The sequence below is a fragment of the Gilliamella sp. ESL0254 genome, from assembly GCF_013344985.1.
Taxonomy (GTDB): Bacteria; Pseudomonadota; Gammaproteobacteria; order Enterobacterales; family Orbaceae; genus Gilliamella; species Gilliamella bombicola.
This window is the reverse complement of sequence record NZ_JAAEDU010000002.1, coordinates 103751-129241: the sequence shown is the minus strand read 5'-3', so window position 1 is coordinate 129241 and position 25491 is coordinate 103751. Positions and strand designations below refer to the sequence as shown.

The following is a 25491-nucleotide window of genomic DNA, read 5'->3' as shown; positions in this document are numbered from 1 at the left end:
AAAAACATGAAAGTTCGTGCTTCAGTCAAGAAATTATGCAGAAATTGTAAAATCATCAAACGTAATGGCATCGTTCGTGTTATTTGCGTTGAAGGTAAACACAAGCAACGTCAAGGTTAATTTATTTAACTGAAAAGTTGTGCTTTTGCATATTTTACTTGCCAAAGTATAGTAAAGCTGGCTAGAATAGCCAGCCTAGATTTATTTGTGAATTCACTGTTTGAGTATCCTGAAAACGGGCTTTTCAGTATGGTGAATTCACTAAACATTAACAATAAAGGAGTGCATAGTGGCCCGTATAGCAGGCATTAACATTCCTGATCAACAACATGCTGTAATTGCTTTACAAGCGATTTATGGTATCGGAAGTACTCGCGCTAAGACAATTTGTGCTGAAGCGGGTATTGCTGAACATGTGAAGATCAGAGAACTATCTGAAGATCAGATTGAAAAGTTACGTGAACAAGTCGCTAAATTCACAGTTGAAGGTGATTTACGTCGTGAAGTAACTATGAGTATCAAGCGTTTATTAGACCTTGGTTGTTATCGTGGCATGCGTCACCGTCGTGGACTTCCAGTCCGTGGTCAACGCACAAAGACTAACGCTCGTACCCGTAAGGGACCGCGTAAGCCAATCAAGAAATAATTGAGGTATAATTAAATGGCAAAGACACCTGTTCGTACACGTAAACGTGTAAAAAAGCAAGTTTCTGATGGTATAGCTCATATTCATGCATCATTCAACAATACAATCGTAACTATTACCGATCGTCAAGGTAATGCGTTAGGTTGGGCAACCGCTGGTGGTTCTGGTTTCCGTGGCTCTCGTAAATCAACACCTTTTGCAGCTCAAGTGGCCGCAGAACGTTGTGCTGAAGCCGTCAAAGATTACGGAATTAAGAATCTGGAAGTTATGGTTAAAGGACCTGGTCCTGGTCGTGAGTCAACAATTCGTGCATTAAATGCGGCGGGTTATCGCATCACTAACATTACTGATGTTACTCCGATTCCTCATAACGGTTGTCGTCCACCAAAGAAACGTCGTGTTTAATTTTTTATTAAACATTGAATGTTTAGGATTATTGGAGAAATAAAATGGCAAGATATTTGGGACCAAAGCTCAAATTAAGTCGTCGTGAAGGTACAGATTTATTCCTTAAATCTGGCGTCCGAGCGGTTGATAGTAAATGTAAATTAGAACAAGCTCCTGGACAGCATGGTGCGCGTAAACCGCGTTTATCCGATTATGGTGTTCAGTTACGTGAAAAACAAAAAGTTAGACGTATTTATGGAATTTTAGAACGTCAATTCCGTAATTACTACAAAAGTGCAGCGCGTATTAAAGGCAACACTGGTGAAAACCTACTTGGTCTTTTAGAACGTCGCTTAGATAACGTTGTTTATCGCATGGGATTTGGTGCAACTCGCGCTGAAGCTCGTCAATTAGTTAGTCATAAAGCTGTTCTTGTTAATGGTCGCGTTGTGAACATTGCATCTTATCAAGTTTCACCTGAAGATGTGATTAGTGTTCGCGAAAAATCAAAAAAACAAGCACGTATTAAAGCCGCTTTAGAGCTAGCTGAACAACGTGAAAAACCAACATGGTTAGAAGTTGATGCTAGCAAAATGGAAGGTGTGTTTAAACGCTTACCAGAACGTTCAGATTTATCTGCTGACATCAACGAACATTTGATCGTCGAACTTTACTCTAAGTAAAGTTTAGCACTTAAGAGAGGACATAATGCAGGGTTCTGTAACAGAGTTTTTAAAACCTCACCTAGTTGATGTTGTTCAATACAGTCAGACACATGCCAAAGTGACTTTAGAGCCGCTTGAGCGTGGTTTTGGCCATACTTTAGGTAATGCACTACGCCGCATTTTATTATCATCTATGCCGGGATATGCAGTAACCGAAGTTGAAATTGACGGTGTTCTGCATGAGTACAGTACTAAAGAAGGCGTTCAAGAAGATGTACTTGATATCCTGCTTAATTTGAAAAAATTAGCAGTGCGTGTACATACTAAAGATGATGTTATGCTGACTTTAAATAAATCAGGTATTGGTGCAGTAACCGCATCAGATATCACTCATGATGGTGATGTTGAAATTGTTAATCCTGATTTAGTAATTTGTCATCTTACTGATGCCAATGCTTCAATTAGTATGCGTATTCGTGTACAACGAGGACGTGGTTATGTCCCTGCTTCTGCTCGCGTTAAGTCAGAAGATGAAGATCGACCAATTGGTCGTCTGTTAGTTGATGCATGTTATAGTCCTGTAGAGCGCATTGCATATTCTGTTGATGCTGCTCGTGTGGAACAACGTACGGATTTAGATAAACTGGTTATTGATATGGAAACCAATGGAACTATCGATCCAGAAGAATCTATTCGTCGTGCATCGACTATTTTGGCTGAACAACTTGAAGCTTTCGTTGATTTACGAGATGTACGTCAACCAGAAGTTAAAGAAGATAAACCGGAATTTGATCCAATTCTATTACGTCCAGTAGATGATTTGGAATTAACTGTTCGGTCTGCTAATTGCTTAAAAGCAGAAGCAGTTCATTATATTGGTGATTTAGTACAACGTACTGAAGTTGAGTTACTTAAAACCCCTAATCTTGGTAAGAAATCACTTACTGAAATTAAGGACGTACTCGCATCTCGTGGTTTATCTTTAGGCATGCGTCTTGAGAACTGGCCACCAGCAAGTATTGTTGAAGACTAAGATAAAATTTATATAAGAAGGATAAAGTTATGCGCCATCGTAAAAGTGGTCGTCAACTGAACCGAAATAGCAGCCATCGTCAAGCAATGTTTCGTAACATGACTAGTTCACTTGTTGAACATGAAATCATCAAAACTACATTGCCTAAAGCAAAAGAGTTGCGTCGTGTTGTTGAACCGTTAATTACGCTAGCCAAAAGCGATAGCGTAGCTAATCGCCGTCTGGCTTTTGCTCGTATCCGTGATAAAGATACAGTTAAAAAATTATTTTCAGATTTAGGTCCACGTTTTGCTACCCGTCCTGGTGGTTATGTACGTATTTTAAAATGTGGTTTCCGTGATGGAGATAATGCTCCAATGGCTTATATCGAATTAGTTGATCGTCCTGCAGTAGAAGCAGAAGCAACAGCTGAATAGTTTTAAATCATTGTGTACTAAAACCGGCTTTGTGCCGGTTTTTTTATTTTCTAAATTTATATTTATTATACCTTGATCGACTAATTGATAAGCTTACATAAGATAGGCTATCAATCCATCCACTTGCTATTATCAATGGCAATACCACGGCACGATTATCTATTGGATAGTCAAATTATTAAATAGCAGTGATGATGGACGATTCAAATGTTATTAATAATGAGGCGGTGGTGTTTCTTCAGATAAATTAGCAATATTTGATGGTTGAGTTGCTTGTAGCTTTTGGGACAATAAAACCAATTGTTCTTTTAATTTACTCACATCAGCTTGAAGATTGGTAACCATCTGATTAAGTTCTTCAATAGTGACTTCTTGAAAAGCGACTTTGGTTTCAAGTAATTCTAATTGTTTGTTCATAGCATAGATTCATATATAAGTTAGTCGATCAAGTTACATTGTAAGTAAAAATAGCTACGAAATCCATCCGCGTTCAGCAAAAGAGACATATTCGCCCTTACCAATAACGATATGATCTATAACTCGAACATCAATTAATTCACAAACTTCTTCTATTTTTTGAGTAAGATGACGATCTGCTTGACTGGGCTCCGCCATACCTGAGGGATGATTATGGGCTAAAATTAATGCGGCTGCATTATGTTGTAATGCTCGCCTTGCTACTTCGCGTGGGTGTACTTCTACACAATTATAGGTACCGACAAACATCTCTTCTGACGAAATGACATGATGTTGATTATCTAAAAAAATCACCATAAAAATTTCACGATCTTTATTGGCTAATCGACTTGCTAAATAGTGGTGTGTGACAGATGGTGAAGAAAGTGAATTTTCGTGCGTCATTTTCACTTTCAAATAACGGGATGAGAGTTCAACAACTGCTTTTAGCTGCGTATATTTAGCCGTGCCTAAGCCATGTTTTTGGCAAAAATCACGATGACTTGCATTAATTAAATTATACAAAGAGCCAAAATCATTTAATAGATTTTGTGATAATTCCAAAACAGGCGAATTATGAGTGCCTGTCCGTAAAAATAAAGCCAACAGTTCAGCATCACTTAATGTTTCGACACCAAACTTCAACAGCTTTTCACGCGGCATTAATTGGGCATGTTCTAAGGACATTGTACTTTCATTTTATTTAATGACTAAAAGTAAATTATTAATAGATTGGCTAATTTATAAACTCAACAAAGAAAATATTACGACTTATTTCACAAAAAACTAACCAGTTTTGCACAAAAAGAAAAAGCGCTGTATAGCGCTTTTTAATATCAATAAGTGATAAAAACTAGTGACAGCCACATCCACCATGGCCACCGCCACAACAACCGTGATCTTCATCATCATCATCGTGATCATGACCGCCACAACCGCAACCACCGTGTCCATGATCGTGACCGTGAGCACCATGAATATGACCATGTGCGATTTCTTCTTCGGTTGCATCACGAATAGCCAGAACTTCAACATTAAACTGCAAATCTTGTCCTGCTAACATATGGTTACCGTCAACCGTCACCGTATCGCCATCAATAGCGGTGATTTCAACGGGTAAAGAGCCCTGATCGGTATCAGCAAAAAATCGCATACCGACTTCTAGCTCATCAACACCAACAAACACATCGCGTGGAACATTTTGGACCAGTGCATCATTAAAATCGCCATAAGCGTTAATGATTTCGACATCAAATTTATCGCCAACTTGATGGCCTTCTAATGCTTTTTCTAAATCTTGTAATAAATTACCGGCACCTTGTAAATATTCAAGCGGTGCAGCAGCTGTAGCTTCATCAACTAACACACCATCTTTAGTGCGCACTTGGTATGCTAAACTGACTACTTTATTTTTTGCTATTTTCATTTTTTCTCCAACAGACTTGTATTGAGCAAATTACTTCAGATTTTAGCGGAAAAAAGAAGTTATGTATTCTAAATTTTTTATTTTGCCCAAAACTAACAAAAGAATAACATAACGCAGTAAGATAATAATTGGTTATTTACTATCATTAAAAAAAGGCATCAAAATAATGGTTGATGCCTTTTTTTGCGTTTTAAAAAATTAATCTTATTTAAGTTCTAACTCATTCATTGCCGCAATGCTAAACCCACCGTCGACATGAATGACTTCACCAGTAATACCTGAAGCTAAATTAGAACATAAAAATGCCGCTGAATTACCCACATCTTCGGTTGTCACAGTACGACGAATTGGCGTGACTGATTCGCAGTGAGATAGCATCTTTTTAAAGTCCTTAATGCCAGATGCTGCAAGCGTACGGATTGGACCAGCAGAAATACCATTAACACGAACACCCTCAGGCCCCATTGCATTTGCCATATAGCGCACATTGGCTTCTAATGATGCTTTAGCAAGACCCATCACATTATAATTAGGGATTGCACGTTCAGCACCAAGGTAAGAAAGTGTTACTAACGCTGAATTTGGATTTAGCATTGAACGACATGCTTTAGCCATAGCCACAAAACTATAAGAGCTAATATCGTGAGCAATAGCAAAACCTTCACGGGTAACGGCATTAACATAATCGCCATCTAATTGATCACCTGGCGCGAAAGCGATAGCATGAACAAAACCATCGAATTTATCCCATGTTTTTGCAAGTTCAGTAAATAGTTCAGTAATGCTTTCATCGTGCGCGACATCACAAGGTAGCACGATTTTTGAACCAAAATCAGCGGCAAACTCCTCAACACGACCTTTTAATTTATCGTTTTGGTAAGTAAAAGCAAGTTCAGCACCTTCACGATGCATTGCTTGTGCAATACCGTAAGCAATTGAACGGTTACTTGCAACACCAGTAACGAGTATACGTTTACCTGTTAAAAATCCCATAAATTATTCCTCTAATGTTTTCACTATATAGTCTAGGATGGTGACGATTATATGTTGATCAAGTCAACTTCGCCACAATAAATTCATTTTTAGCAAATTGCTTTCAATTAAAAACAAAGTGATCAACGATGGTTTACAACCTTAATAACCAACCATCACCGTTAGATTGCTGTGGCTAATCGGTATTAAGTTTTTCGCCAACAGAAAACCAAGATTGACGTGAGTTTAACAAATCTTGTGCCGACATCGGCTTTTTCCCTGCAGGTTGTAAAAGCGTCATATTCAAAGCATGTTGGCTAGTGGCAATACAAATACCATTTTTATTGGCTTGCAAAATCGTCCCCGCCGGCTGTTTTGAGTCCATTTTCACAACATGAGCTTGCCACACCTTAACCGATTCACCGTTAACATCAAAAAAACTAACAGGCCATGGGTTAAAAGCCCGAACGCAACGCTCAAGTTGCTCGGCAGGCAAATTCCAATCGAGTTTAGCTTCTTGCTTTGATAATTTTTCGGCATAAGTTGCTTGTGACGGATCTTGCTTTTCGGGTTGGATTTTTTGTTCAGTAATGAGCGCCAACGTATCGAGCAACGCTTGCGGCCCTAATTGTGCCAGTTTATCGTATAGTGATGCACTGGTATCGGTTTGCTCGATTGGACAGTTCAGCTTATATAACATATCACCCGTATCAAGCCCTGCATCCATCTGCATAATGGTAATACCAGTTTGCTCATCGCCTGCCCAACATGCACGCTGAATTGGTGCCGCACCACGCCAACGGGGTAATAACGAACCGTGCACATTTAGACAGCCTAATCTAGGCATATCCAATACTGCTTGTGGCAAAATCAACCCATAAGCAACCACAATCATAATATCGGCATTGAGATCAGCAATGATTTTTTGATTTTCTTCTTTTTTAAGGGTTACAGGTTGATAAACGGGCAGATTATATTCCATCGCGAGTTGCTTAACAGGGCTAGCCGTCAGCTTATTGCCACGCCCCGCTGGACGATCGGGTTGGGTAAAAACGGCAATCACATTATGTTCAGAACCAACAAGCGCCTTTAAATGAGTGGCGGCAAAATCGGGGGTACCGGCAAAAATAATATTTAATGGTTTAGCGGCATTAGGCATAAGTATTGTATCCATAATCGAAAAATAACACTAATTATACCCGAAACTTAATTAAGAATCTTTAAGCAAAAGGGGATGGTTTAGTTTAGGGGGAGTGATTTCGGAGGTTTATTATTAAGTGATCAAAGTGGCGACAAAGGCCTGACCGAATCAGGGAATTAAAACGAACATCCTAACGCCCATGCTTGGGTTGCAAATGTGGCCAATGGCCAAACTCACTTTGCTGTCGGCATATTCTGATGCCGGATCAAGGCAAACAACATAACCTTGGGGTGTTTTTGTGCGTTGTTTTTTTGTTAAAAAACAACGCAATTACCACTCAAAAATCGGTCAGAAAAGGTATTGATTTTATTGAAGTTTTTGTTTGGTGTTTTTTAGCCAAAAAACACCGACAAAAGCTTAACCTTATACATCTAACAAAATTTTACAAATATTTAATAAAAAAGTAGCGCACCATCAATCAAACGGTTATAATTTAAACGCTTTCAAAGCAAAGGGGGAAGCTCATTAGTTGAGCAATTAGTTATAAAAATTCAAATAAAACAAAAATTTACTTGACAGGATGATCGAAATGCGTTACCATGTATGGCATCTGGCATCTGGCATCTGGCCTGCCAAACCTACGCCCTAAATCTTTTTCATTTTTGCTGTAGTCTAAATCAGACTCAGTTCTTATTTTTATCACCTAAATTATCAAAATCATTGCACTTAGTGAAGTCGCCGTGTTTATCGGCAGGGTTATCGCCAAGGCCGAGACACTTATCTTTTCTATCTAAATTACCAGACTTACTTAAATTATTTAGATTACCTAAATTGCCGTTGTTTTTTGTGTTGCTACTCTTATTGTCGTATGCGCAGTGTTCTATGGCATTGACGGCAAATACATCAAAGGAAATAGAAGGTAGTGCACCGTATTTAACGTTTGATGGTGGGCAGACAAAGGCAACGGATACAGACAGCTTTTTGTCAATAGAGTTGCCGGATGGTAGAGTTATCACGCCTTCAACTAACACATCGAGTGCTACAAATCCGATAAGGTTACCTAGTGGTAATTATACATTTAATGATATTCATACGGTATTGCCGTCGGGAACAACATCTATTAGTTTAAATAGTCTAATAACACAAGGGAAGTGGGGAGATGATGATGGAGATGGACAGGGAGCAGGTGGAGTAACAGCATCAGGGAGTATATCGTTAGCAATAAAGGATAAAGATGGCACTACGGTTAGTCGTGGTGATACATTAAGTAAATGTAGTGCCCCTTATAAGATAACCTTAAGTAGTACAGGGGGTAGTTTAACTACACAGTATGGTGTACCAAATATTAGTACATTTATTGGAGGCAGTGTAGAGTATTACATCAAGCCGGATTCTTCTGGTGGTTGTTACTTTGTGCAATCGGTCAGGCCGAATCTAAACTATGGCATAGGCGTCTATGCTGGTCCATCTAACATATGGAGTTCTACTAAGGGCTTTTTAGTTCAGTCTACAAATCCATCATCTTACGATCGAAATTTTCCTACAACGGGTGCTGATGGATTGTATTTTGATTTGGATATAGAAGGTATTGACGCAAGTCAGTTGAATTGGACAGTTAACACAAGTGGCAGTCTAGGTGCAACGGTGAGTTGGACAAGGCCGCTAACAGGGACATTCACAGACCCTTTGGGAAATACTGTCCAAGCCGATCAATGGATTACTGATAAATCCAAGAATGTAACACGGGTAACGTTGCATGGTCCTAAAGTTGATAGTGCTCAAATAAGTTCAAGTAGTCCAGGTTCATTAGCACGTCCATCTTTGCCACAGACCTTTGAGTTGGTCGGAAGGGATAGTAGTAGTGGTAATGAGATTCGTTATGGATTTGTGTTGAGGCAGTGGTTCGTCAATCGGGGTAATAAAGGTGGTACCGTTTCAGATCAAACAGCATGGTGTAATAGTTTGGGTTATCGTTTGCCACAGGTTAAGGATTTAACCAATGCAGTCAAAACAAGTAATCCTCCTATTTCTGGCGCAGCACCTAGTTCATCAGGTAATTATTACATGCGTCAGATAGGTGCAGGATTTTTAACGGAGTGGGGCTTAGTGTCCTCTTACGCTGATGCGGGCTTCTTCATCACCTACTTCTGGTCAAGCGACGTCAAAGGTAGCAATGGCTTCTATATCTTATCGTCCTACGGCATGGTCTTCGGCTCCAGTGTTAGAACCAACTTCTATGCTGTTTGCACCACACCTTAGCTTTTATTTCTTAGTCCTTAATCCTTGGGCCGCGGGGGGGATGGTGCCTGAGAGGACAATATAAAAAAGAATAAAGCCCCCCGTAAGTTGGGGCATTTTCCCTTAGAGTTGCGCTGTTGCGGCGAAGCCACAATCGGCGCCCCCACCACCCACACTAAAAGCGTGGCTGGCGTGGGGGCAGGGGGAAATAAATAAGAATAACCAAGCAGTTGGTGGATAAGTGTTTGTTGTGTACTTTGAAATAGTGGTGTTAATTTAACGAATGGAATCAATTAAAACTTGGCATAATATGCCTAACAGTAAAATTAGCACTACTAGCACAGCACTTATTCATCACCCAAGACTTTCAACCTAAAATTGTCATGCAAGCTTGCTAATAAAAAGGAAGAAAGTTAGGGGGATATGGCTAAATCAGCGACATACGCGTCTTAGGTTGCAACTTCCCGACTGGGGTGCGAATGGTTTTTGATTTTAGTTATATCAAAAAACACCAACTGACTTGGCCCTCAAAACAAAGTTAAAAAAAAACCACGGCAATCTATAAAAATAACATAGTAAAAATCGGTCAGAAAATGTATTGATTTTATTGAAGTTTTTATTTGTTGGTTTTTAGCCAAAAACCACCACCCAACCCCTTCCCCCAAAGCACACACACATAAGCTGACTCATCCTTTAACAAAACTTTACAAATTTTTAACAAAAAAGGTAGCGCATTATTGTTCAAGCGGTTATAATTTAATCGCTTACAAAGCAAGGGAGTGCTCATTATTAGAGCATTCAGTTATAAAAAATCGAAATAAAACAAAAAATTACTTGACAGGATGATCGAAATGCGTTACCATTTATGGCATCTGGCATCTGGCATCTGGCCTGCCAAACCTACGCCCTAAAACTTTTTAATTTTCACCGTAGTCGAAATCAGACACAGTTCTTATTTTCATCACCGAGGTCATTTCGCGTAGCGAAATCGGAGACGTTATCGGCAGGGTTATCGCCGAGGTCAAGGCGTTTACCTCTTCTATTTAAATTTTCAGGTTTACCAAGTTTACCAAGTTTACCAAGTTTACCAAGCTTACCAAGCTTATCAGGCTTATCAGGCTTATCAGGTTTACTCAGTTTACTTAGATTATTTAGATTCTCTAAATCGGCGTTGTTCTTCGTGGTATTGTTGTTGTCATATACGCAGGGTACAGAGGCGTTAACGGCAAATACAACCAATACTATTCACGGAAGTGCACCCTATTTTACGTTTGACGGAGGTCGAACGAGGGTAACTTCAAGGGATGACTTCGTTGCTATAACGTTGCCGGATGGTACAAGGATTACACCATCAACAAATACATCAAGTGCGACAAATCCGATAATATTACCGGCAGGGAGTACATTAGGTGATATAGGAATGTTGGTGCCGCCGGGATATATTTCACGAAATTTAAGTGACTTAGTAGCATTGGGCAATTGGGGGGATGATGATGGGGATGGTCAGGGTACAAATGGTGTAACAGCAACAGGGATAATATCGGTTGGTTTCTCTGACAAAAATGGTCGTAGCGTAAGTCGTAGTGATATATTAAGTGCTTGCGACTCTCCTTATAGAGTGACATTAGATGTTACACATAGTAGTTTAACTACACCGTATGGTGTGCCTAATAGTAGTCTTTTTAGTAGTCAGCAAGTGACGTATTACATCAGCCCAGACTCATCATCCGGTTGTTATTTTGTGCAGTACGCAAGGCCGAATTTGTACTTCGGTGGTACTGGTAATAATGTTTTGGATCCTTGGGGTAATAGTGCCCTTGACGATTCCAAGTACGCAGACCCAGCTAACATATGGTCTCCTACAAAGGGTTTTTTAACTCAGTCAACTGATTCATCCTCTTACGACCGAAATTTTCCTACAACGGGTGCTAATGGGTTGTATTTTGATTTGCTCATAGGTGGGGTGGATGCAGGTCAGTTGACATGGTCTCCAGTTACTCGTGGTGGAATAACGGCTACGGTGACAAGTGTTACACCTAGTGATAGTTGGATTCCTAGTGTTGATAGGGGAAAAGTTGTCGCACGAGTTAAGTTAAGCGGTCCTAGGGCTGATGATACTCAGAAAAATTCAAGTAATCCTAGTCCGCTAGATGTGCCCTCTTTGCCACAGACATTTGAGTTGGTCGGTAGGGATGGTAGAGGTAATGAGGTTCGTTATGGATTTGTGATAAAAAAGTGGTTCGTCAATCGGGGTGTTACTGGGGATAGCCGGTCTAACCACTTCGCTTGGTGTCGTGGTTTGGGTTATCATTTGTCACCGGTCAGCTATTTAACCAATGGTGGTAGGCATTACGTGCGTCGCATAGGTGCAGGTTTTTTCACGGAGTGGGGCAACATGCTCCACTACGCTGACGCGGGCTTCGTCCGCCCCCTCTACTTTACAAGCAACATAACAGATGGTATCTATAGCGTCACTGTCACCTCGCACAACGGCGCCGTGCACAGCCACTTCGTTTTCCCTAGCGCTTCTGCTGTTTGCACCGTACCTTAGCTTTTATTTCTTATTCCTTAATCCTTGGGCCGCGGGGGCGGTTATGGTGCCTGAGAGGACAATCTAACAAAGAATAACGCCCCCGCGCAAGTTGGGGCATATTCCCTTAGGGTTGCGCTGTTGCGGCGAAGCCACAATCGCGCCGCCCCCCGCCGCCGGCGACGCTGAAAGTGTCGATGGCAATCCTAGTGGATAATGCTGTGGCGGTTTAAATTTGTGGTCTATTTATAGTACGGCAAGGTTTCGGACGTTTTGACCTTGGGTAAACAAAATAGCCACAGTGACCACGTCCGAGTCAGGGAATTAAAGCGAATTCCCTGACAACCCACGCTTTGGCTGCAGAATGTGGCCTGCGGCTGCCCGACGCCGCCGCTCGGTCTTAACGCACCGTTTGTGGACGCGCTCCCGGCGCACCACAAACTCGCCAAACATCCCTGTTTTGCGTGCTAACCTCACTCTGTTGTCGGCACATTCTGACGCCGGAATAGGACAAACAACATAACCATCGTTTTTGGGATGGGTTATTGTGTTTTTATAAGGCAGTTTTTGTTAAAAAACAGTTGGAAAAACTTTAATAAAATCAATACTTTTCCTGACCGATTTTTAGCGGAAAATCAAGCCTTTTTTGTTTTGGTGAATAGAATAAATTAAGTGCGCAGGTTTCGGACGTTTTGACCTTTGGTGAATAAAATAGCCACAGTGACCACGTCCGAGCAAAGGGAATTAAAGCGAATTCCCTTTGCAATCCCACGCTTTGGCTACAGAATGTGGCCTGCGGCACTACTCGTATCATCCTGATACTCGCCTCTACGAGGCCATCTTCGCTGTGCTCAGATGTTCAAATTTGTTCCAGACAAATTTGTCCGACGCCGCCGCTCGGTCTTAACGCACCGTTTGTGGACGCGCTCCAAGCGCATCACAAACTCGCCAAACATCCTTGTTTGGCGTGCTAACCTCGCTCTGTTGTCGGCACATTCTGACGCCGGAACAAGACAGACAACATAATCTTAGGTGTTTTTTGTGAGTTGTTTTTGTGTAAAAAAGCAATGCAATTACATCCAAAAAGTGGTCAGGAAAGGTATTGATTTTATTGAAGTTTTTATTTTGCTGTTTTTAAGATAAATCAATCACTTACACAACCTAAGCAAAGCGCCGACATACAACAAATCAACAAAACCACAAATAGCGCCCCAATAACAGCAAGTTAACCGCTCCAAACCCTTTTTTTAACGACAATTTAAAATTAAATAAAATCAATACATTAAAAAACAGCTCAAAAAAAGGGTTTTCAAAGATGAAATTGTTGTTTATCTTTATACAGCAAGATTTATCAAATCTTGAGTTCTACCTTAACGCCGTATAGGCGGTTTAGAAAATCAATCATCCGACGGCTCGATGTCACCAAAACCTTAACGCCGTATAGGCGGTTTAGAAAATATAATTCTTGCGTAACTTTGTAACGTCGCCCCTTAACGCCGTGTAGGCGTTTAATCAAAATAAAATCAATGATATAATTATAAAAACACAACAATCTTTCCCAAAAACGATGGCTATGTTATTTGTCTTATTCCGGCGTCAGAATGTGCCGACAACAGAGCGAGGTTAGCACGCCAAACAGGGATGTTTGGCGAGGCTATGCTTCGCCGGGAGCGAATCATAGCCGGTGCGTCAAGACCGAGCGACGGCGGAGGGCAGCCGTAGGCCACATTCTGCAGCCAAAGCGTGGGTTGTCAGGGAATTCGCTTTAATTCCCTGACTCGGACGTGGTCACTGTAACTATTTTGTTCGCTAAAGGTCAAAACGTCCGAAACCACTGCACCCAATCCATCCTATTCACCAACCCAAAAAAGGCCTGATTTTCCGCCCAAAAATCGGTTAGAAAAGGTGTTGATTTTATTAAAGTTTTCTGGCTATTTTTTAACAAAAACCGCCTTATAAAAACACAATAACCCATCCCAAAAAAGATGGTTATGTTATTTGTCCTATTCCGGCGTCAGAATGTGCCGACAACAGAGCGAGGTTAGCACGCCAAACAGGGATGTTTGGCGAGGCTATGCTTCGCCGGGAGCGAATCATAGCCGGTGCGTCAAGACCGAGCGACGGCGGAGGGCAGCCGTAGGCCACATTCTGCAGCCAAAGCGCGGGATTGCTAAGGGAATTCGCTCTAATTCCCTTAGCTCGGACGTGGTCACTGTAGCTATTTTGTCCACCCAAGGCCAAAACGTCCGAAACCACTGCACTCAATTTATTCTATTCACCAAAACAAAAAAGGCCTGATTTTCCGCCCAAAAATCAGTCAGAAAAGTTATTGATTTTATTAAAGTTTTTTCTGGCTGTTTTTTTAACAAAAACCGCCTCACAAAAACATCAGAATGTGCCGACAACCGCGCAAGGTCAGCACGCCAAACAAGGATATTTTGTCCTGAACCAAACTATCGTTGACAAATTAATCACAACAGCGATATTGCCATCATTATAGTTTAAATTGGTGAGTGAAAATTACAAAGGTAGACTACGTTTAATCATACATTGTTGATAAACATCAAAAGCTTTTTGATTTAATTTCATACCATACAGATAAAGAATGCCGTAGCATAAAAATGCCAAAAAAACACTATCTTTGTATTTTTTAAACATATTATAGTGTTGTATCAATATTTCATCACTTATTCTATCTAATTGTACTTGCTTTATAATTACGTTACATAACAATCGAATAAATAAGCCTACGAAAGTCAACAGTCCAATAATTAATGCAGCAAAAACTGCAAGTCCCATAATAGGTTGTAAAAAATTCATCATTTTTTAAATTCTTTTATTTTTCAATCATTATCATAGCTAGGCTTTAAAACGGGAAAAACACCGGCACTAAAGCAATATCCACCGCCATAACCAAAAACGTTAACGGCACGCCAATTTTAACAAAATCCCCAAAACTATACCCACCCGGTGCAACTACCATGGTTTTTATTGGTGATGATACAGGGGTAATAAATGAGGCGGAGGTGGCAATGGCAACCGTCATGGCAAATGGGTAGGGCGAGTAACCAAATTTTAGTGCTAAATCAATGGCGATTGGCGCAATTAAAATAGCGGTTGCGGTATTGGATATAAATAATCCAATTGTTGAACATAATAAGAAAATAAATGTTAGCACCATATAGGGGCCGAACGAGGATAGGTGAACTTCAAGCCAAGCGGATATGAGCGAAATTCCACCCGTTTTATTGAGAGCGAGTGCAAAAGGCATCATGCCAATAATTAAAATTAAGGTTGGCCAGTGTATTGATTTATAAGCGTTAGTCATGTCAATACAACGCGTGGCGCCCATAAGTAAGCAGGCAATTAAGGCCGCAACTACGTTGGGTACAATGCCGGTAACCATTAAGGTTATCATAATAGCTAAGTTGATTAATGCGGCCGGCGCTTGGCTGCTTGCTGGCGCTATGTCGTCAATGTCTGCTGGGTAGTCTAATACAACAAAATCATTGGTGCGAGTTTGTAATTTTTGAATCGATCCCCAATCACCACAGACTAATAATGTGTCACTCATTTCTAAACGTTCTTGGAATAGGTTGTTGGTTTCAACCGGAGCGTGATTACGCCATATGCCGATGACTGTTAGGAAGTATTTCCCTCTGAAATCGATTTCGTTGAGTGTTTTGCCACACAGTGTTGATTCTGGTAGTAGAGCAACTTCGGCCATGCCGACTTGTTTTACTTGTTCCGAAAAATACTCACCACGCAATATTTTGGGTTCAAGGTTATTGGTGGTTAAAAAAGTACGGTAATCGGCTTCGGAGTGCGACATGTCTAGTAGTAATATGTCATTTTCACGAAATTCGGTGCAACCATTAACGGGAATTAATACTTTGTGAAATTTACGCCAACGTTCAATACCAATAACATTTACGCCATGCTTGCTACGTAAATGTAAGCCATCGATAGTGCGTCCAACAAAAGGCGAGCCTGCTAGTATTTGTGCTCGATGAGCACGGCCAATTAATTTGTAGTCGCGAATAAGGTCGGTAATTTTGCGTCTTTGCGGTTGGGTGTTGTTTGGGGTGATTTGTTCGGCAGTGAGTAGCCAATTGCGTGTTAGTAGGCAATAAGTCACACCAACAATTAGAACACCAATGCCAATTGGCGTAATCGAGAAGAAGCTGAATTCAGTTAATGCCGAGCGGTTTAACTCACTATTAACAACTAGGTTTGGCGCCGTTGCGACTAATGTCATCATGCCGCTAATGAGTGCTGCTATGCATAGTGGCATCATTAATTTTTTGACATGAATACCTGTATGATTTGCAATGCTAATGGCAACAGGAATAAAGATGGCAACAACGCCCGTTGAGCTCATTATTGAACCCAATAAGGCGGCGCCTAGCATGATGCAGGTGATGATGCGTATGTCGTTTTTGCCCGCTATTTTTAATATGTATTCGCTCATTTTGTATGATATGCCGGTTCTGACAAGGCTTTCGCCAATAACAAAGAGTAGCGCAATTAAAATGATGTTGGGATCGCTAAATCCTGATAGTGCTTCGGTAGGGGTTAATACGCCTGTGATGGTGATTGCCGTGATGGTGAGTAGGGCGATAATGTCCATTCTTAATTTGCTGAATGAAAACATTAAAATAGCTATTAATAATAATAAACAGACGGTAATCAGCGGATAGTATTCAATAATGTTATTCGGTAAGAATTGTGTAATTGATGATACTAAATTATGCACAGGTGACAAATGTTCCACAAAAAGTAGCTCTATAAATGTCGATTATATTTTGCACATAATACATTGATTTATTGCAATAGGGAATATTTTTGCATCAAGTTTATATGACAAAATTTGTTCTATTATGACATTTTTAACATTTTTTGCTGTTTTTTTTATCGCCTATTCGCTTTACCGAAAAGTAGGTGTAATTTAAGTAATTTAAATTATTTAACCCGTAACTTTTTTAGGAGAAAGTATGTCGTCAAAAAAAACCGTTGCACAAATAATTGTTGATGTTTTGTCCGAAGCTGGTGTTAAACATTGTTATGGTATTGTTGGTGATACCTTGAATTATATTACCTCTTCTATTAAAAAAAGTAATATTGAATGGGTGCATGTCCGCCATGAAGAGGTCGGTGCTTTTGCAGCAGGAGCAGAAGCGTATTTAACTGATCAAATTACGGCTTGCGCCGGTTCGTGTGGGCCGGGAAGTTTGCATTTTATTAATGGTATTTACGAAGCTCAACGTAATAAAGTGCCGGTTATTTTATTGGCAAGTCAGCTAGTGACTTCACAAAAAGGTACTGATTTTCCGCAAGAAGTCGATTTTGAATCTATTTATAAAAACTGTTCTGTATTTTGTCAGGAAATCAATGATCCTACTCAAGCAAGACAAATAACGACAGCCGCAGTTCAAGCCGCAATTAATCAACGCGGTGTGGCGGTTTTAGTGATACCTTATAATATTAGTTTAGTTAAGGTAGAGGATAATAGCGGGCATAAGATTTATCACCCTAAACCGGTTATTCGCCCATCTAATGAAGAGCTTAATCAAATTGCTGAAATACTCAATAAAAATCAAAAAATCGCGATTTTTGCTGGGCAAGGTGTCTGTGAAGCTCATGATGAACTTGTTGGGCTTGCTGAAAAATTAAAATCGCCTATTGTACATACCTCTAGAGGTAAGGATTTTGTTGAATATGATAATCCGTATAATGTGGGTATGACGGGAATGTTTGGTATGGAGTCGGGAACGACGGCGATTAAAGAATGTGATGTGCTGCTTATGTTAGGTGCTGATTTTGCATGGTCGCAGTTTTATCCAGATAAAGCCACTATTATTCAAGTTGATATTGATGCGACCCATCTAGGACGACGTCATCCTGTGAGCGTTGGGGTTGTTGGTAGCAGTAAACCAACGTTGGCAGCTTTAATTCCTTTAGTGGATGAAGAAAAAGATACTAGTTTTGTAGAAAAATGCCGTGAATTGTATACCAAATCAATGAATAAATTGAATAAGAAAGCAGTGCCTTCGCAAATAACAATTCATCCTCAATATTTAACAGAACTTGTTGATAAATATGCAACAGATGATGCCGTGCTCTGTGCCGATGTTGGTTCCGCTATGGTTTGGGCTTGTCGGCATTTTAATACCAATGGAAAAAGGCGCACAGTAATTAGCCTAAAACATGGCACAATGGCAAATGCAATGCCACAAGCATTAGGTGTTCAAAAAGCATTTCCTAATCGGCAAGTTATTACTTTATCAGGTGATGGTGGTATTAGTATGTTGATGGGTGACTTGTTAACCACAATTCAAGAAAAGTTGCCAGTTAAAATTATTGTGCTTAATAATAGTTCTCTCAACTTTGTCGAATTGGAGCAGAAATCCGAAGGGTTGGTTGATCACTATACCGATTTACAAAATCCTAATTTTGCTAAAGTTGCCGAATCCATGGGACTATTTGCAATAAGAGTTGATAGCTCTGATTTACTTGAGGAGGCGATGCAATCATTTTTATCACATCCCGGCCCTGCCTTGTTAGATGTGAAAACCAGCTCTAATGAGTTAGTAATGCCGCCTGAAATTCTACCATCGCAAGTTATGGGGATGGCTCTTTATAGCGTAAAAGCTTCATTACACGGGAAAATGGGGGATGTTGTTAATTTGCTGGTAGATAATTTTATCAAGAAGTAATTTATACTTAAGATCTCTGCCGCTATATGCGGCAGAGTGTTGGTACTAGAAGCTGACAGCGCCTTCTTCTGCTGAGGTTAAATTTTCACGGATAATAGTGAAAAGTTCACGTCCACAACCTTGATGAGAATCGGTGAGATCAAATGGGGCTGGTTGGCGTTTGGTTAGTTCTGCTTCGTCGACAAGTAGTGTGATTTCGCCAGTTTGGCCATTAACGCGGATTATGTCGCCGTCTTGGACTTTACTTAATAAACCACCATCATAAGCTTCTGGTGTGACATGGATAGCCGCCGGCACTTTGCCAGACGCGCCCGATAGTCGACCATCGGTTAATAAGGCAACTTTGTAACCTTTATCTTGTAGTACGCCTAGCGGTGTGATCAGTTTATGCAATTCTGGCATGCCAATGGCTTTGGGGCCTTGATAGCGTACAACAACTACGCAGTCTTTATCTAATTTGCCCGCTTTATATTCAGCATCTAAATCGTATTGGCTATTGAAAACAACGGCTGGGGCTTCGATAATTTGGTGCTCTGGCGCGATAGCCGATGTTTTCATTACCGCCCGCCCAAGGTTGCCTGACATGACTTTTAGCCCACCATGTGAGTTAAATGGTTTGTTTATTGAAGCAATGACGTTTTCGTCTAATGATTTGGTTGGACCTTCGCGGAAAACAAGTTGGCCATTTTCTAATATTGGTTCTTTGGTATAGCGGCTTAGGCCGTGGCCTGCAACTGTTTCAACATCTTCATGTAGTAAACCACCTGCCAATAATTCCCTCACTAATAAAGCTGTGCCACCAGCTGCTTGGAAGTAGTTGATGTCGGCGGGACCATTTGGGTAAATTCGACAAAGTAGTGGTACGGCAGTTGATAGGTCTGATATATCATCCCAATTAATAATAATTCCTGCCGCTTTTGCCATCGCTACTATATGCATCGTTAAATTGGTTGACCCACCGGTTGCGAGTAATGCAACGAGTCCATTGACGATGACCTTTTCGTCCACCATTTTGCCAACAGGCATGTAATTACCTGATTGTTGGGTTAAGCGAGTAATTTGTTTGGCCGCTGCGTTGGTTAATTCAAAGCGCAATGCCGTTTCTGGCTGAACAAATGCAGCACCGGGTAAATGTAATCCCATTAATTCAATTACCATTTGGTTACTGTTGGCGGTGCCATAAAAGGTACATGTTCCGCTAGTGTGATACGAGGCAGATTCTGATTCTAATAAATCTTCGCGCGTTGCTTTACCTTCTGAATAAAGTTGGCGAATTCGGACTTTTTCTTTATTCGCTAATCCTGATGGCATTGGTCCTGCCGGTATGAAAATGGCAGGTAAATGTCCAAAGGTTAATGCGCCGACAAATAATCCCGGTACGATTTTGTCGCAAATGCCAAGGTATAAAGCGCCATCAAACATGTTGTGTGAAAGGCCAACTGCAACAGACATGGCAATGATGTCTCGGCTCATTAATGACAGCTCCATTCCGGGTTCACCTTGGGTAACTCCATCGCACATTGCCGGTACTCCTCCCGCCATTTGTCCAACCGCGCCCACTTCGTGAAGCACTTTGCGGATTTGTTCAGGGTAAAATTCGTAAGGTTTGTGCGCTGAAAGCATGTCGTTGTAAGAGCTGATGATGCCAATGTTGCTTTTTAATATATTTTTTAGATCGTTTTTGTCATCAATACAACAAGCGGCAAAACCATGGGCCAAATTACTACAAGGTAAACTGGCGCGGGTGACTTTGTTGCGCATTGCCTTTTCTATTTTTTGTAAATAAGCTTCGCGCGATGCTTTTGAACGTTCAATAATTCTTTTTGTTACAGCTTGGACAGTTGAATTCACATTGACCTCTTCTTTGTTCGCTTATGTTTTATTTTCTTTTCTTTTTTAGCAATGGCATGTTGCGCGTATTACTTGCTCAGTATCATGCACAACGTCTTTTAATGGTTGCTCAATGTTGATGTTGTAGACATCTTTTTCATCGGCTGTTGGCTCTTCAAGTGTATCAAATTGCGATTGAAGCATGCCGGTTTTTTGGTAGTGGCCTGTGCGTTTCGCTAGGCGTTCAGCGATGACATCGAAACTGCCTTTTAAATAAATAAAATGTACGTTTTCATTTTCACCACGAATAATATCTCGATATTTTCGTTTTAACGCCGAGCAGATAATAATCGAAACATCGTTAACATTACTCATGGCAAATGCGGCATTGCTGATTAAGTTAAGCCAAGGCATTCGATCTTCATCATTTAAAGGCGTGCCACTGCGCATTTTTAAAATATTGGCTTTAGGATGTAAAAAATCACCATCTAAAAACGCGGCATCTAAGTTATAAGCTACTTGTTTGGCTACCGCTGATTTACCACAACCCGATACACCCATTAATACAAAAACTTGTTTGTTTTTTTTCGTCATTGCTGTTCCTTAGTATACCTTTGATTGTTACGGGTAACATTCTTGCACGTTAATCTTTTTTTGCAATTGAAAAAAGTTTTTTTTGTGATCTGGATCAGATTTTATTTTTAATTCTTAAATAGATAGCACACTATCCATTTGAGGTTGATATTCCTTAAGTCTTACATAGCACATTGGGTATTGCCGAACAAATGGTTAAGCAATCGATTTCTTTATTTAATTTCCTAATTTTACAAAGATAATTTTGTTTGATTTTGATTTAAGTAATAAGAAATAATTTGTACTGACTAGATTCATAGTAAGCATTGAAATCACAATCAAGTATGGCTTACTATGAATGGTTTTATTCTTTATTTAGTGATATCTCCCATAATTTGTTTAAATGTTGAAAAAGAACAGAACCCCTTCGCATTGGTTGGGCAGTTTGTCATGGTTAGCGTAACTTTTTGTGGTGGATTATTACGATTTAATGGTGATAAATTGCGAATTTGTTCAGTGGATTGGTAAAAGTATTCTATTTTCATTAAATTCTCACCACTACGATTGTCGCGCCATTTTTCAAATACGACTTTACCTCCGATCGGTGTGGTTTCAAATTGATTAGGCAAGTTATAGGATTGAATTTGCATAGCGGAAAATAATGAAGCAACATTGGAATCGTGCCCCACTAAAAGAGTGAATTTAGCTGTGTCTCCATTGTCAGTAAAAGCGTGATTAATATAATTCACTAAATTTGCAGAAACATGTTTTGCCACGGTAGGTGAGCCAAATAGTACGGTATTATAATGCTCTTTAATAGCAACAAGTTGTTTTAACTGTTGCTCATCTTTTATTTTACCCCAAGCAATCTTTTTTAAAGGTGTTCCTTCATAATATTGTAAAATGAAGGCGTCAGCAATTGATGTGCCGGTACGCAGTGGTCCAGTAATGCCTGGTTCTTTTCCTTTTTCTATTATTAATTCTGTTGGTAAATCAATAAAGTCGCACTGTTTGTCAGTTATGCAATTAGTTGATTTTTGATAATCAATTATCTTAGCCATATTTTGATATGCGTTGTTAAGTTTTTTATTTAAACCTGTAATACCATTTACATCCGCATTTTGGTTAATTGAAGCAATAGCAGCCTGCTTAAATTCAACACTGTCATCTCTAATTACAGGGGAAAATAAGGGATCCATTTGACCAAGTTTTTCTTTATGAACGATCGGTAAAATACATCCAGGGAAGGCACCGACAATAAAAAACTGACCTGTTGCAATAGTTCGTTGAAGACTATTAGTATAAATATAAACATCTTTTTCGTTTGGACAGTTATCGGCGGTTAATAATTTATTATCGGCTAACCACTGACTAAAATAGTGGCCAAAATAGCTTTCTAATGCTCCTCCTCGTGTCGTTAAATAACTGGCTGGCGTATCCCACTGTGGCCATTGATTGGGGGTGATTTTTCCTAGAGTACTAGTTGGACTAGCTAACGGGGCCCGTAAACCATGGCGACTAAAAACCACAACTTGCTCTAAAGTGTAATCATCATGGCTATCTGCTGCATATGTTGAAAATGATACAATACATGCTAAACCGAATATCCCTTTTAATACTATTTTTTTCATATGTTTTCCTCTGAATTATATAGATGATGATTTCATTGATGCAATGCTTAATTTTTTCTTTTTTTTATGGTAATTGTTGTCTAAACAGCTTGTATTTTCATAAACCTAATTTGAGTGATTGAACTGGCAAAATACAATTCAGTTTATAATTAATCTCTTAATATTTAGTTAGGCGATGGCAGCAATATCGTTGTCTGTACAATGTTTTTATAAGAATAAAAACTGGTTCTCGGTATTTGAGTTTTAATTGGATTATGCAAGAACGGTTCTCATTTTTTTGTAAAAGATAACCTTTGATAACGAAAAAAGAAATGAAATTTTACGCTATCAGTGATAGTGCTCACACATTTTATCCTAATAAGGAAGATAGTTACTTAAAATAGAACAATGATGGGTTTGATGCTGAATTAAGTATGATGAGCAAATTAGGCTTTTTTAATATAGATAATTGTATCGATTATTTTGTTTCGAGCGAGGCATTGTTATTTTTAATAATGCTTAAAACGCTCGAAACTAAAACCACCAATAATTATGATGCATTAGCTGTCTTTTTGACTCGCTCAACAAACATCATTACCACAAAAGCAATAACCGTTAAATAGATGATGTAAGCCCCATAAGTTGTTAACATATCAATCAGTGAACGCCCTCGCATGGCAAAATCGCGGAAAAATCGAAATAACCAAACTAATGGAAATGCGTGGCTAATGTAGTATGTCCAAATTGGCATAATACCTACTGCCATTGTTGATCCCCCCATAATAAACCCCGGCGGAACCAAGAAGATCATTCGGCCCGCACCTTCGCCCGGGTTTTTTGTTGTCCAAGAAAGTAAAAAGGCTAACCAACCAAAAGCAAGCCCTGTCATAAATACACTTGGTACAAAAGCAAAATAGTTACCTTCAAAACGCAGTTGTCCAAATATTACCAGTATAGCGGTAATAAGGGTTAATGCGGTTGTGTAAAATAGTGCATAAGGAATTGTTCTTGCTAATAAAGATAAGAAGCCTCTTTCTATGGCCATTTGCCACATGCCGGTTACTTTTAATCGACCAATAATCATTAATGAGGTTAACCCGTAAGTTAATGATGAAAAAAAGTAAACAAAATAAATAATTGTTGAAATTGTCGATGAACTTGCCGGATTAAACAGGTAGCGTGTTTTAAGTTGCATGGGTGATAAGGTCGCTTCAATGCCTTCTTTACCAAGCCCTAATGCGGCGATTTTACCAACACTCAGTTCGGCACCTAATTCAGGAATATATTCATTAAGACTTTGTAGTACTTTGGCATTTTGTGCATCATTGGTATCATCAGCAAAATAACCTAGACGGACGGTTTGCTCGCCTTTTTTTAAGCTTTTTTCTAAGCCTTTAGGAATATATAAAACACCTAAATTACGATCGTGTGAAACTAAGGTTATGGGGTTTACTGGCGATCTTATGACCTCGGTTACTTCAATGTAAGGTGATGTATTGACTTTACTAATTAATTCCGTCGAATAATTTGAGCCGTCAAGGTCAATCACTGCAATTTTACCTTCAAATACGGCTCCGTGACTTAATACAATAGAAAACACCAGCGAAACAATGGCCGCTAAGCCAAGCGAAACTTTATAATAAGGGATAAAGTGACCTGACAACATGGCGTCAAGTTCTTCAAGCATAGATTTAATGATGTTTTGCATCATTGATCCACCTCAAGTGTCATTCCGGTTAATAGTTTTGGAATCGATTCTATGTAAATTCTAACTTGATAAGAGGTTAGATCGGCTTGACCACGTTCTCGTGTCATACGTAAATCGGCAAATGATGGCGCAGCGGTGGCAAAGCGGACTTTACCTTTTACTTCTTTATTTAGCGCAATCACATTAGCGGTGATAGTTGTGTCAGGTTGATAATCATTCACCATTTTTTCATTCACATAAATGTCGATATATTTGCGGTTAGTCTCTAACAATACTGCGGGTGCACCGTTGGGTACCATTTCGCCATCTTCAAACATCAGTTTTAATATTTTTCCATCTTCAGGTGCTGTTAACGTTAGTCGTTCATAATTGAGTTGTAACTGTTTTAATTCAGCTTCACCTTGCGCAAGTTGTGCCTTAAGCTGTGCTAATTGATTTTGGCGATTTTGGAGCTTTTGCCGTGCAATTAAGATGGACTTTAATGTCATACCGGTTGCATTTTGTGTTTGTTCAAATTGGCTGATTTGTTCTGGTGTTGCACCAATCATTAAAGTCGATAATTGGCTTTCAATTTGCACAACTTGCATTTTGGCATTAATAAATGCATTACGTGCATTATCAAGTTGTGACTGTGAGTTGCCACCTGTTTTGCGTAATTGGGTTTGGCGATCAAATTCAGTTGTCGCTAAATTGCGAGCAGATTTTGCAGCTTCTAAATTGGCTTGTACTTCTTCAATTTTGCGCCACGTTGTTAATTCTGAAAGGTTAGTTTCATTTTCCGTAATTTCAATAGCGGCTTGTTCTTGATTGACTGCTGCTTTTTGGCTATCAACTAAAGCTTGTAAGCGATCGATAGCCAGCTTGGTATCGATGTCTTCTAATTGCATTAACCGATCACCTTTTTTTACCATTTGTGATTCTTGCACAAATCGCTGGGTGACTTTTCCGCCGACATTTTGAAAGGCAATATTAATTTCGTCAGCTGTTAATACGCCAGATTTAATGCTTTTGGCAACAGATACCGCATCATTTCTTGAACCTACAAAGATTAAAAATGAGCCAAAAATGAGTAGAAGTAAAAAGATAACAGGAATTTTGACATTTTTTTTCATATATAGCTTATTTTCCATTTATTTAGTCAGCT

Annotated in this window: 21 protein-coding genes; 9 read left to right on the top strand and 12 right to left on the bottom strand. The window is 39.7% G+C overall.

The window, feature by feature from the left end; all coding sequences use genetic code 11:
• Positions 1-6: 6 nt before the first annotated feature.
• The 6 genes from rpmJ (at position 7) to rplQ (ending at position 3147) form a co-directional block, all read left to right on the top strand.
• Positions 7-120: a 50S ribosomal protein L36 gene (gene rpmJ / locus GYX25_RS07395; protein WP_025314403.1), complete on the top strand. Its 114-nt coding sequence runs from the start codon at positions 7-9 to the stop codon at positions 118-120.
• Between the two features lie 169 nt (positions 121-289).
• On the top strand, positions 290-646 hold the full coding sequence (gene rpsM, locus GYX25_RS07390) for a 30S ribosomal protein S13 (protein WP_091347772.1): 357 nt from the start codon (positions 290-292) through the stop codon (positions 644-646).
• Positions 647-661: 15 nt separating this feature from the next.
• Positions 662-1051, top strand: a complete 390-nt coding sequence (rpsK, locus tag GYX25_RS07385) for a 30S ribosomal protein S11 (RefSeq protein ID WP_025314405.1) — start codon at positions 662-664, stop codon at positions 1049-1051.
• 44 nt (positions 1052-1095) lie between these two features.
• Positions 1096-1716 carry a 30S ribosomal protein S4 gene (rpsD, locus tag GYX25_RS07380; RefSeq protein ID WP_065567150.1) on the top strand — a complete coding sequence of 207 codons (621 nt, stop codon included), beginning with the start codon at positions 1096-1098 and terminating at the stop codon, positions 1714-1716.
• Between the two features lie 25 nt (positions 1717-1741).
• A complete protein-coding gene (locus GYX25_RS07375; RefSeq protein WP_091347769.1) occupies positions 1742-2731 on the top strand; it encodes a DNA-directed RNA polymerase subunit alpha in 990 nt (329 codons plus the stop codon).
• A 29-nt stretch (positions 2732-2760) separates the two neighbouring features.
• Positions 2761-3147: a 50S ribosomal protein L17 gene (gene rplQ / locus GYX25_RS07370; RefSeq protein WP_065558593.1), complete on the top strand. Its 387-nt coding sequence runs from the start codon at positions 2761-2763 to the stop codon at positions 3145-3147.
• Positions 3148-3360: 213 nt separating this feature from the next.
• On the opposite strand, the gene GYX25_RS07365 is transcribed toward rplQ, so the two are convergent.
• The 5 genes from GYX25_RS07365 to fmt all read right to left on the bottom strand — a co-directional run bounded on the left by GYX25_RS07365 (position 3361) and on the right by fmt (position 7175).
• Entirely contained in the window at positions 3361-3564 is a 204-nt protein-coding gene (locus GYX25_RS07365) for a SlyX family protein (RefSeq protein WP_091347767.1), read from the bottom strand.
• A 54-nt stretch (positions 3565-3618) separates the two neighbouring features.
• Positions 3619-4290, bottom strand: coding sequence for a RadC family protein (radC, locus tag GYX25_RS07360; protein ID WP_174787085.1), 672 nt, complete (start codon positions 4288-4290; stop codon positions 3619-3621).
• 166 nt (positions 4291-4456) lie between these two features.
• On the bottom strand, positions 4457-5029 hold the full coding sequence (gene slyD, locus GYX25_RS07355; RefSeq protein ID WP_091347762.1) for a peptidylprolyl isomerase: 573 nt from the start codon (positions 5027-5029) through the stop codon (positions 4457-4459).
• Between the two features lie 204 nt (positions 5030-5233).
• Positions 5234-6022, bottom strand: coding sequence for an enoyl-ACP reductase FabI (fabI, locus tag GYX25_RS07350; protein ID WP_091347759.1), 789 nt, complete (start codon positions 6020-6022; stop codon positions 5234-5236).
• 175 nt (positions 6023-6197) lie between these two features.
• The gene (gene fmt / locus GYX25_RS07345) at positions 6198-7175 is read right to left on the bottom strand and encodes a methionyl-tRNA formyltransferase (RefSeq protein ID WP_238786058.1); all 978 of its coding nucleotides are present in this window, start codon (positions 7173-7175) and stop codon (positions 6198-6200) included.
• 570 nt (positions 7176-7745) lie between these two features.
• On the opposite strand from fmt, the gene GYX25_RS07340 reads away from it, so the two are divergent.
• A complete protein-coding gene (locus tag GYX25_RS07340; RefSeq protein ID WP_174787084.1) occupies positions 7746-9401 on the top strand; it encodes a hypothetical protein in 1656 nt (551 codons plus the stop codon).
• Positions 9402-10245: 844 nt separating this feature from the next.
• Complete coding sequence (locus GYX25_RS07335; protein WP_174787083.1) at positions 10246-11931, top strand: hypothetical protein; 1686 nt, start codon at positions 10246-10248, stop codon at positions 11929-11931.
• Positions 11932-14430: 2499 nt separating this feature from the next.
• Here GYX25_RS07335 and GYX25_RS07330 read toward each other — a convergent pair.
• Positions 14431-14733: a hypothetical protein gene (locus tag GYX25_RS07330; RefSeq protein WP_174787082.1), complete on the bottom strand. Its 303-nt coding sequence runs from the start codon at positions 14731-14733 to the stop codon at positions 14431-14433.
• A gap of 43 nt (positions 14734-14776) precedes the next feature.
• Positions 14777-16564, bottom strand: coding sequence for an SLC13 family permease (locus tag GYX25_RS07325; RefSeq protein WP_174787157.1), 1788 nt, complete (start codon positions 16562-16564; stop codon positions 14777-14779).
• A 340-nt stretch (positions 16565-16904) separates the two neighbouring features.
• On the opposite strand from GYX25_RS07325, the gene GYX25_RS07320 reads away from it, so the two are divergent.
• Positions 16905-18626 carry a thiamine pyrophosphate-dependent enzyme gene (locus tag GYX25_RS07320; RefSeq protein ID WP_174787081.1) on the top strand — a complete coding sequence of 574 codons (1722 nt, stop codon included), beginning with the start codon at positions 16905-16907 and terminating at the stop codon, positions 18624-18626.
• A 45-nt stretch (positions 18627-18671) separates the two neighbouring features.
• Here the strand turns inward: GYX25_RS07320 and edd are convergent, their stop codons facing one another.
• The 5 genes from edd to GYX25_RS07295 form a co-directional block, all read right to left on the bottom strand.
• Entirely contained in the window at positions 18672-20477 is a 1806-nt protein-coding gene (gene edd / locus GYX25_RS07315; protein ID WP_091348483.1) for a phosphogluconate dehydratase, read from the bottom strand.
• 45 nt (positions 20478-20522) lie between these two features.
• On the bottom strand, positions 20523-21050 hold the full coding sequence (locus GYX25_RS07310; protein WP_091348480.1) for a gluconokinase, GntK/IdnK-type: 528 nt from the start codon (positions 21048-21050) through the stop codon (positions 20523-20525).
• 350 nt (positions 21051-21400) lie between these two features.
• The gene (agp, locus tag GYX25_RS07305; RefSeq protein WP_174787080.1) at positions 21401-22660 is read right to left on the bottom strand and encodes a bifunctional glucose-1-phosphatase/inositol phosphatase; all 1260 of its coding nucleotides are present in this window, start codon (positions 22658-22660) and stop codon (positions 21401-21403) included.
• 529 nt (positions 22661-23189) lie between these two features.
• A complete protein-coding gene (locus GYX25_RS07300; RefSeq protein WP_202983839.1) occupies positions 23190-24350 on the bottom strand; it encodes an ABC transporter permease in 1161 nt (386 codons plus the stop codon).
• Positions 24347-25459: an HlyD family secretion protein gene (locus tag GYX25_RS07295; protein WP_091348455.1), complete on the bottom strand. Its 1113-nt coding sequence runs from the start codon at positions 25457-25459 to the stop codon at positions 24347-24349. Before GYX25_RS07295 ends, GYX25_RS07300 begins: the two co-directional genes overlap by 4 nt.
• Positions 25460-25491 lie beyond the last annotated feature (32 nt).

Coding starts and splice junctions, on each gene's coding strand:
- GYX25_RS07295 (WP_091348455.1), bottom strand. CDS start 25,459: ATGAAAAAAAATGTCAAAATTCCTGTTATCTTTTTACTTCTACTCATT.
- rplQ (WP_065558593.1), top strand. CDS start 2,761: ATGCGCCATCGTAAAAGTGGTCGTCAACTGAACCGAAATAGCAGCCAT.
- agp (WP_174787080.1), bottom strand. CDS start 22,660: ATGAAAAAAATAGTATTAAAAGGGATATTCGGTTTAGCATGTATTGTA.
- GYX25_RS07325 (WP_174787157.1), bottom strand. CDS start 16,564: ATGTTTTCATTCAGCAAATTAAGAATGGACATTATCGCCCTACTCACC.
- rpmJ (WP_025314403.1), top strand. CDS start 7: ATGAAAGTTCGTGCTTCAGTCAAGAAATTATGCAGAAATTGTAAAATC.
- GYX25_RS07335 (WP_174787083.1), top strand. CDS start 10,246: ATGGCATCTGGCATCTGGCATCTGGCCTGCCAAACCTACGCCCTAAAA.
- GYX25_RS07340 (WP_174787084.1), top strand. CDS start 7,746: ATGGCATCTGGCATCTGGCATCTGGCCTGCCAAACCTACGCCCTAAAT.
- GYX25_RS07310 (WP_091348480.1), bottom strand. CDS start 21,050: ATGACGAAAAAAAACAAACAAGTTTTTGTATTAATGGGTGTATCGGGT.
- GYX25_RS07300 (WP_202983839.1), bottom strand. CDS start 24,350: ATGATGCAAAACATCATTAAATCTATGCTTGAAGAACTTGACGCCATG.
- GYX25_RS07375 (WP_091347769.1), top strand. CDS start 1,742: ATGCAGGGTTCTGTAACAGAGTTTTTAAAACCTCACCTAGTTGATGTT.
- rpsK (WP_025314405.1), top strand. CDS start 662: ATGGCAAAGACACCTGTTCGTACACGTAAACGTGTAAAAAAGCAAGTT.
- GYX25_RS07320 (WP_174787081.1), top strand. CDS start 16,905: ATGTCGTCAAAAAAAACCGTTGCACAAATAATTGTTGATGTTTTGTCC.
- rpsD (WP_065567150.1), top strand. CDS start 1,096: ATGGCAAGATATTTGGGACCAAAGCTCAAATTAAGTCGTCGTGAAGGT.
- GYX25_RS07330 (WP_174787082.1), bottom strand. CDS start 14,733: ATGATGAATTTTTTACAACCTATTATGGGACTTGCAGTTTTTGCTGCA.
- fabI (WP_091347759.1), bottom strand. CDS start 6,022: ATGGGATTTTTAACAGGTAAACGTATACTCGTTACTGGTGTTGCAAGT.
- slyD (WP_091347762.1), bottom strand. CDS start 5,029: ATGAAAATAGCAAAAAATAAAGTAGTCAGTTTAGCATACCAAGTGCGC.
- radC (WP_174787085.1), bottom strand. CDS start 4,290: ATGTCCTTAGAACATGCCCAATTAATGCCGCGTGAAAAGCTGTTGAAG.
- fmt (WP_238786058.1), bottom strand. CDS start 7,175: ATGGATACAATACTTATGCCTAATGCCGCTAAACCATTAAATATTATT.
- GYX25_RS07365 (WP_091347767.1), bottom strand. CDS start 3,564: ATGAACAAACAATTAGAATTACTTGAAACCAAAGTCGCTTTTCAAGAA.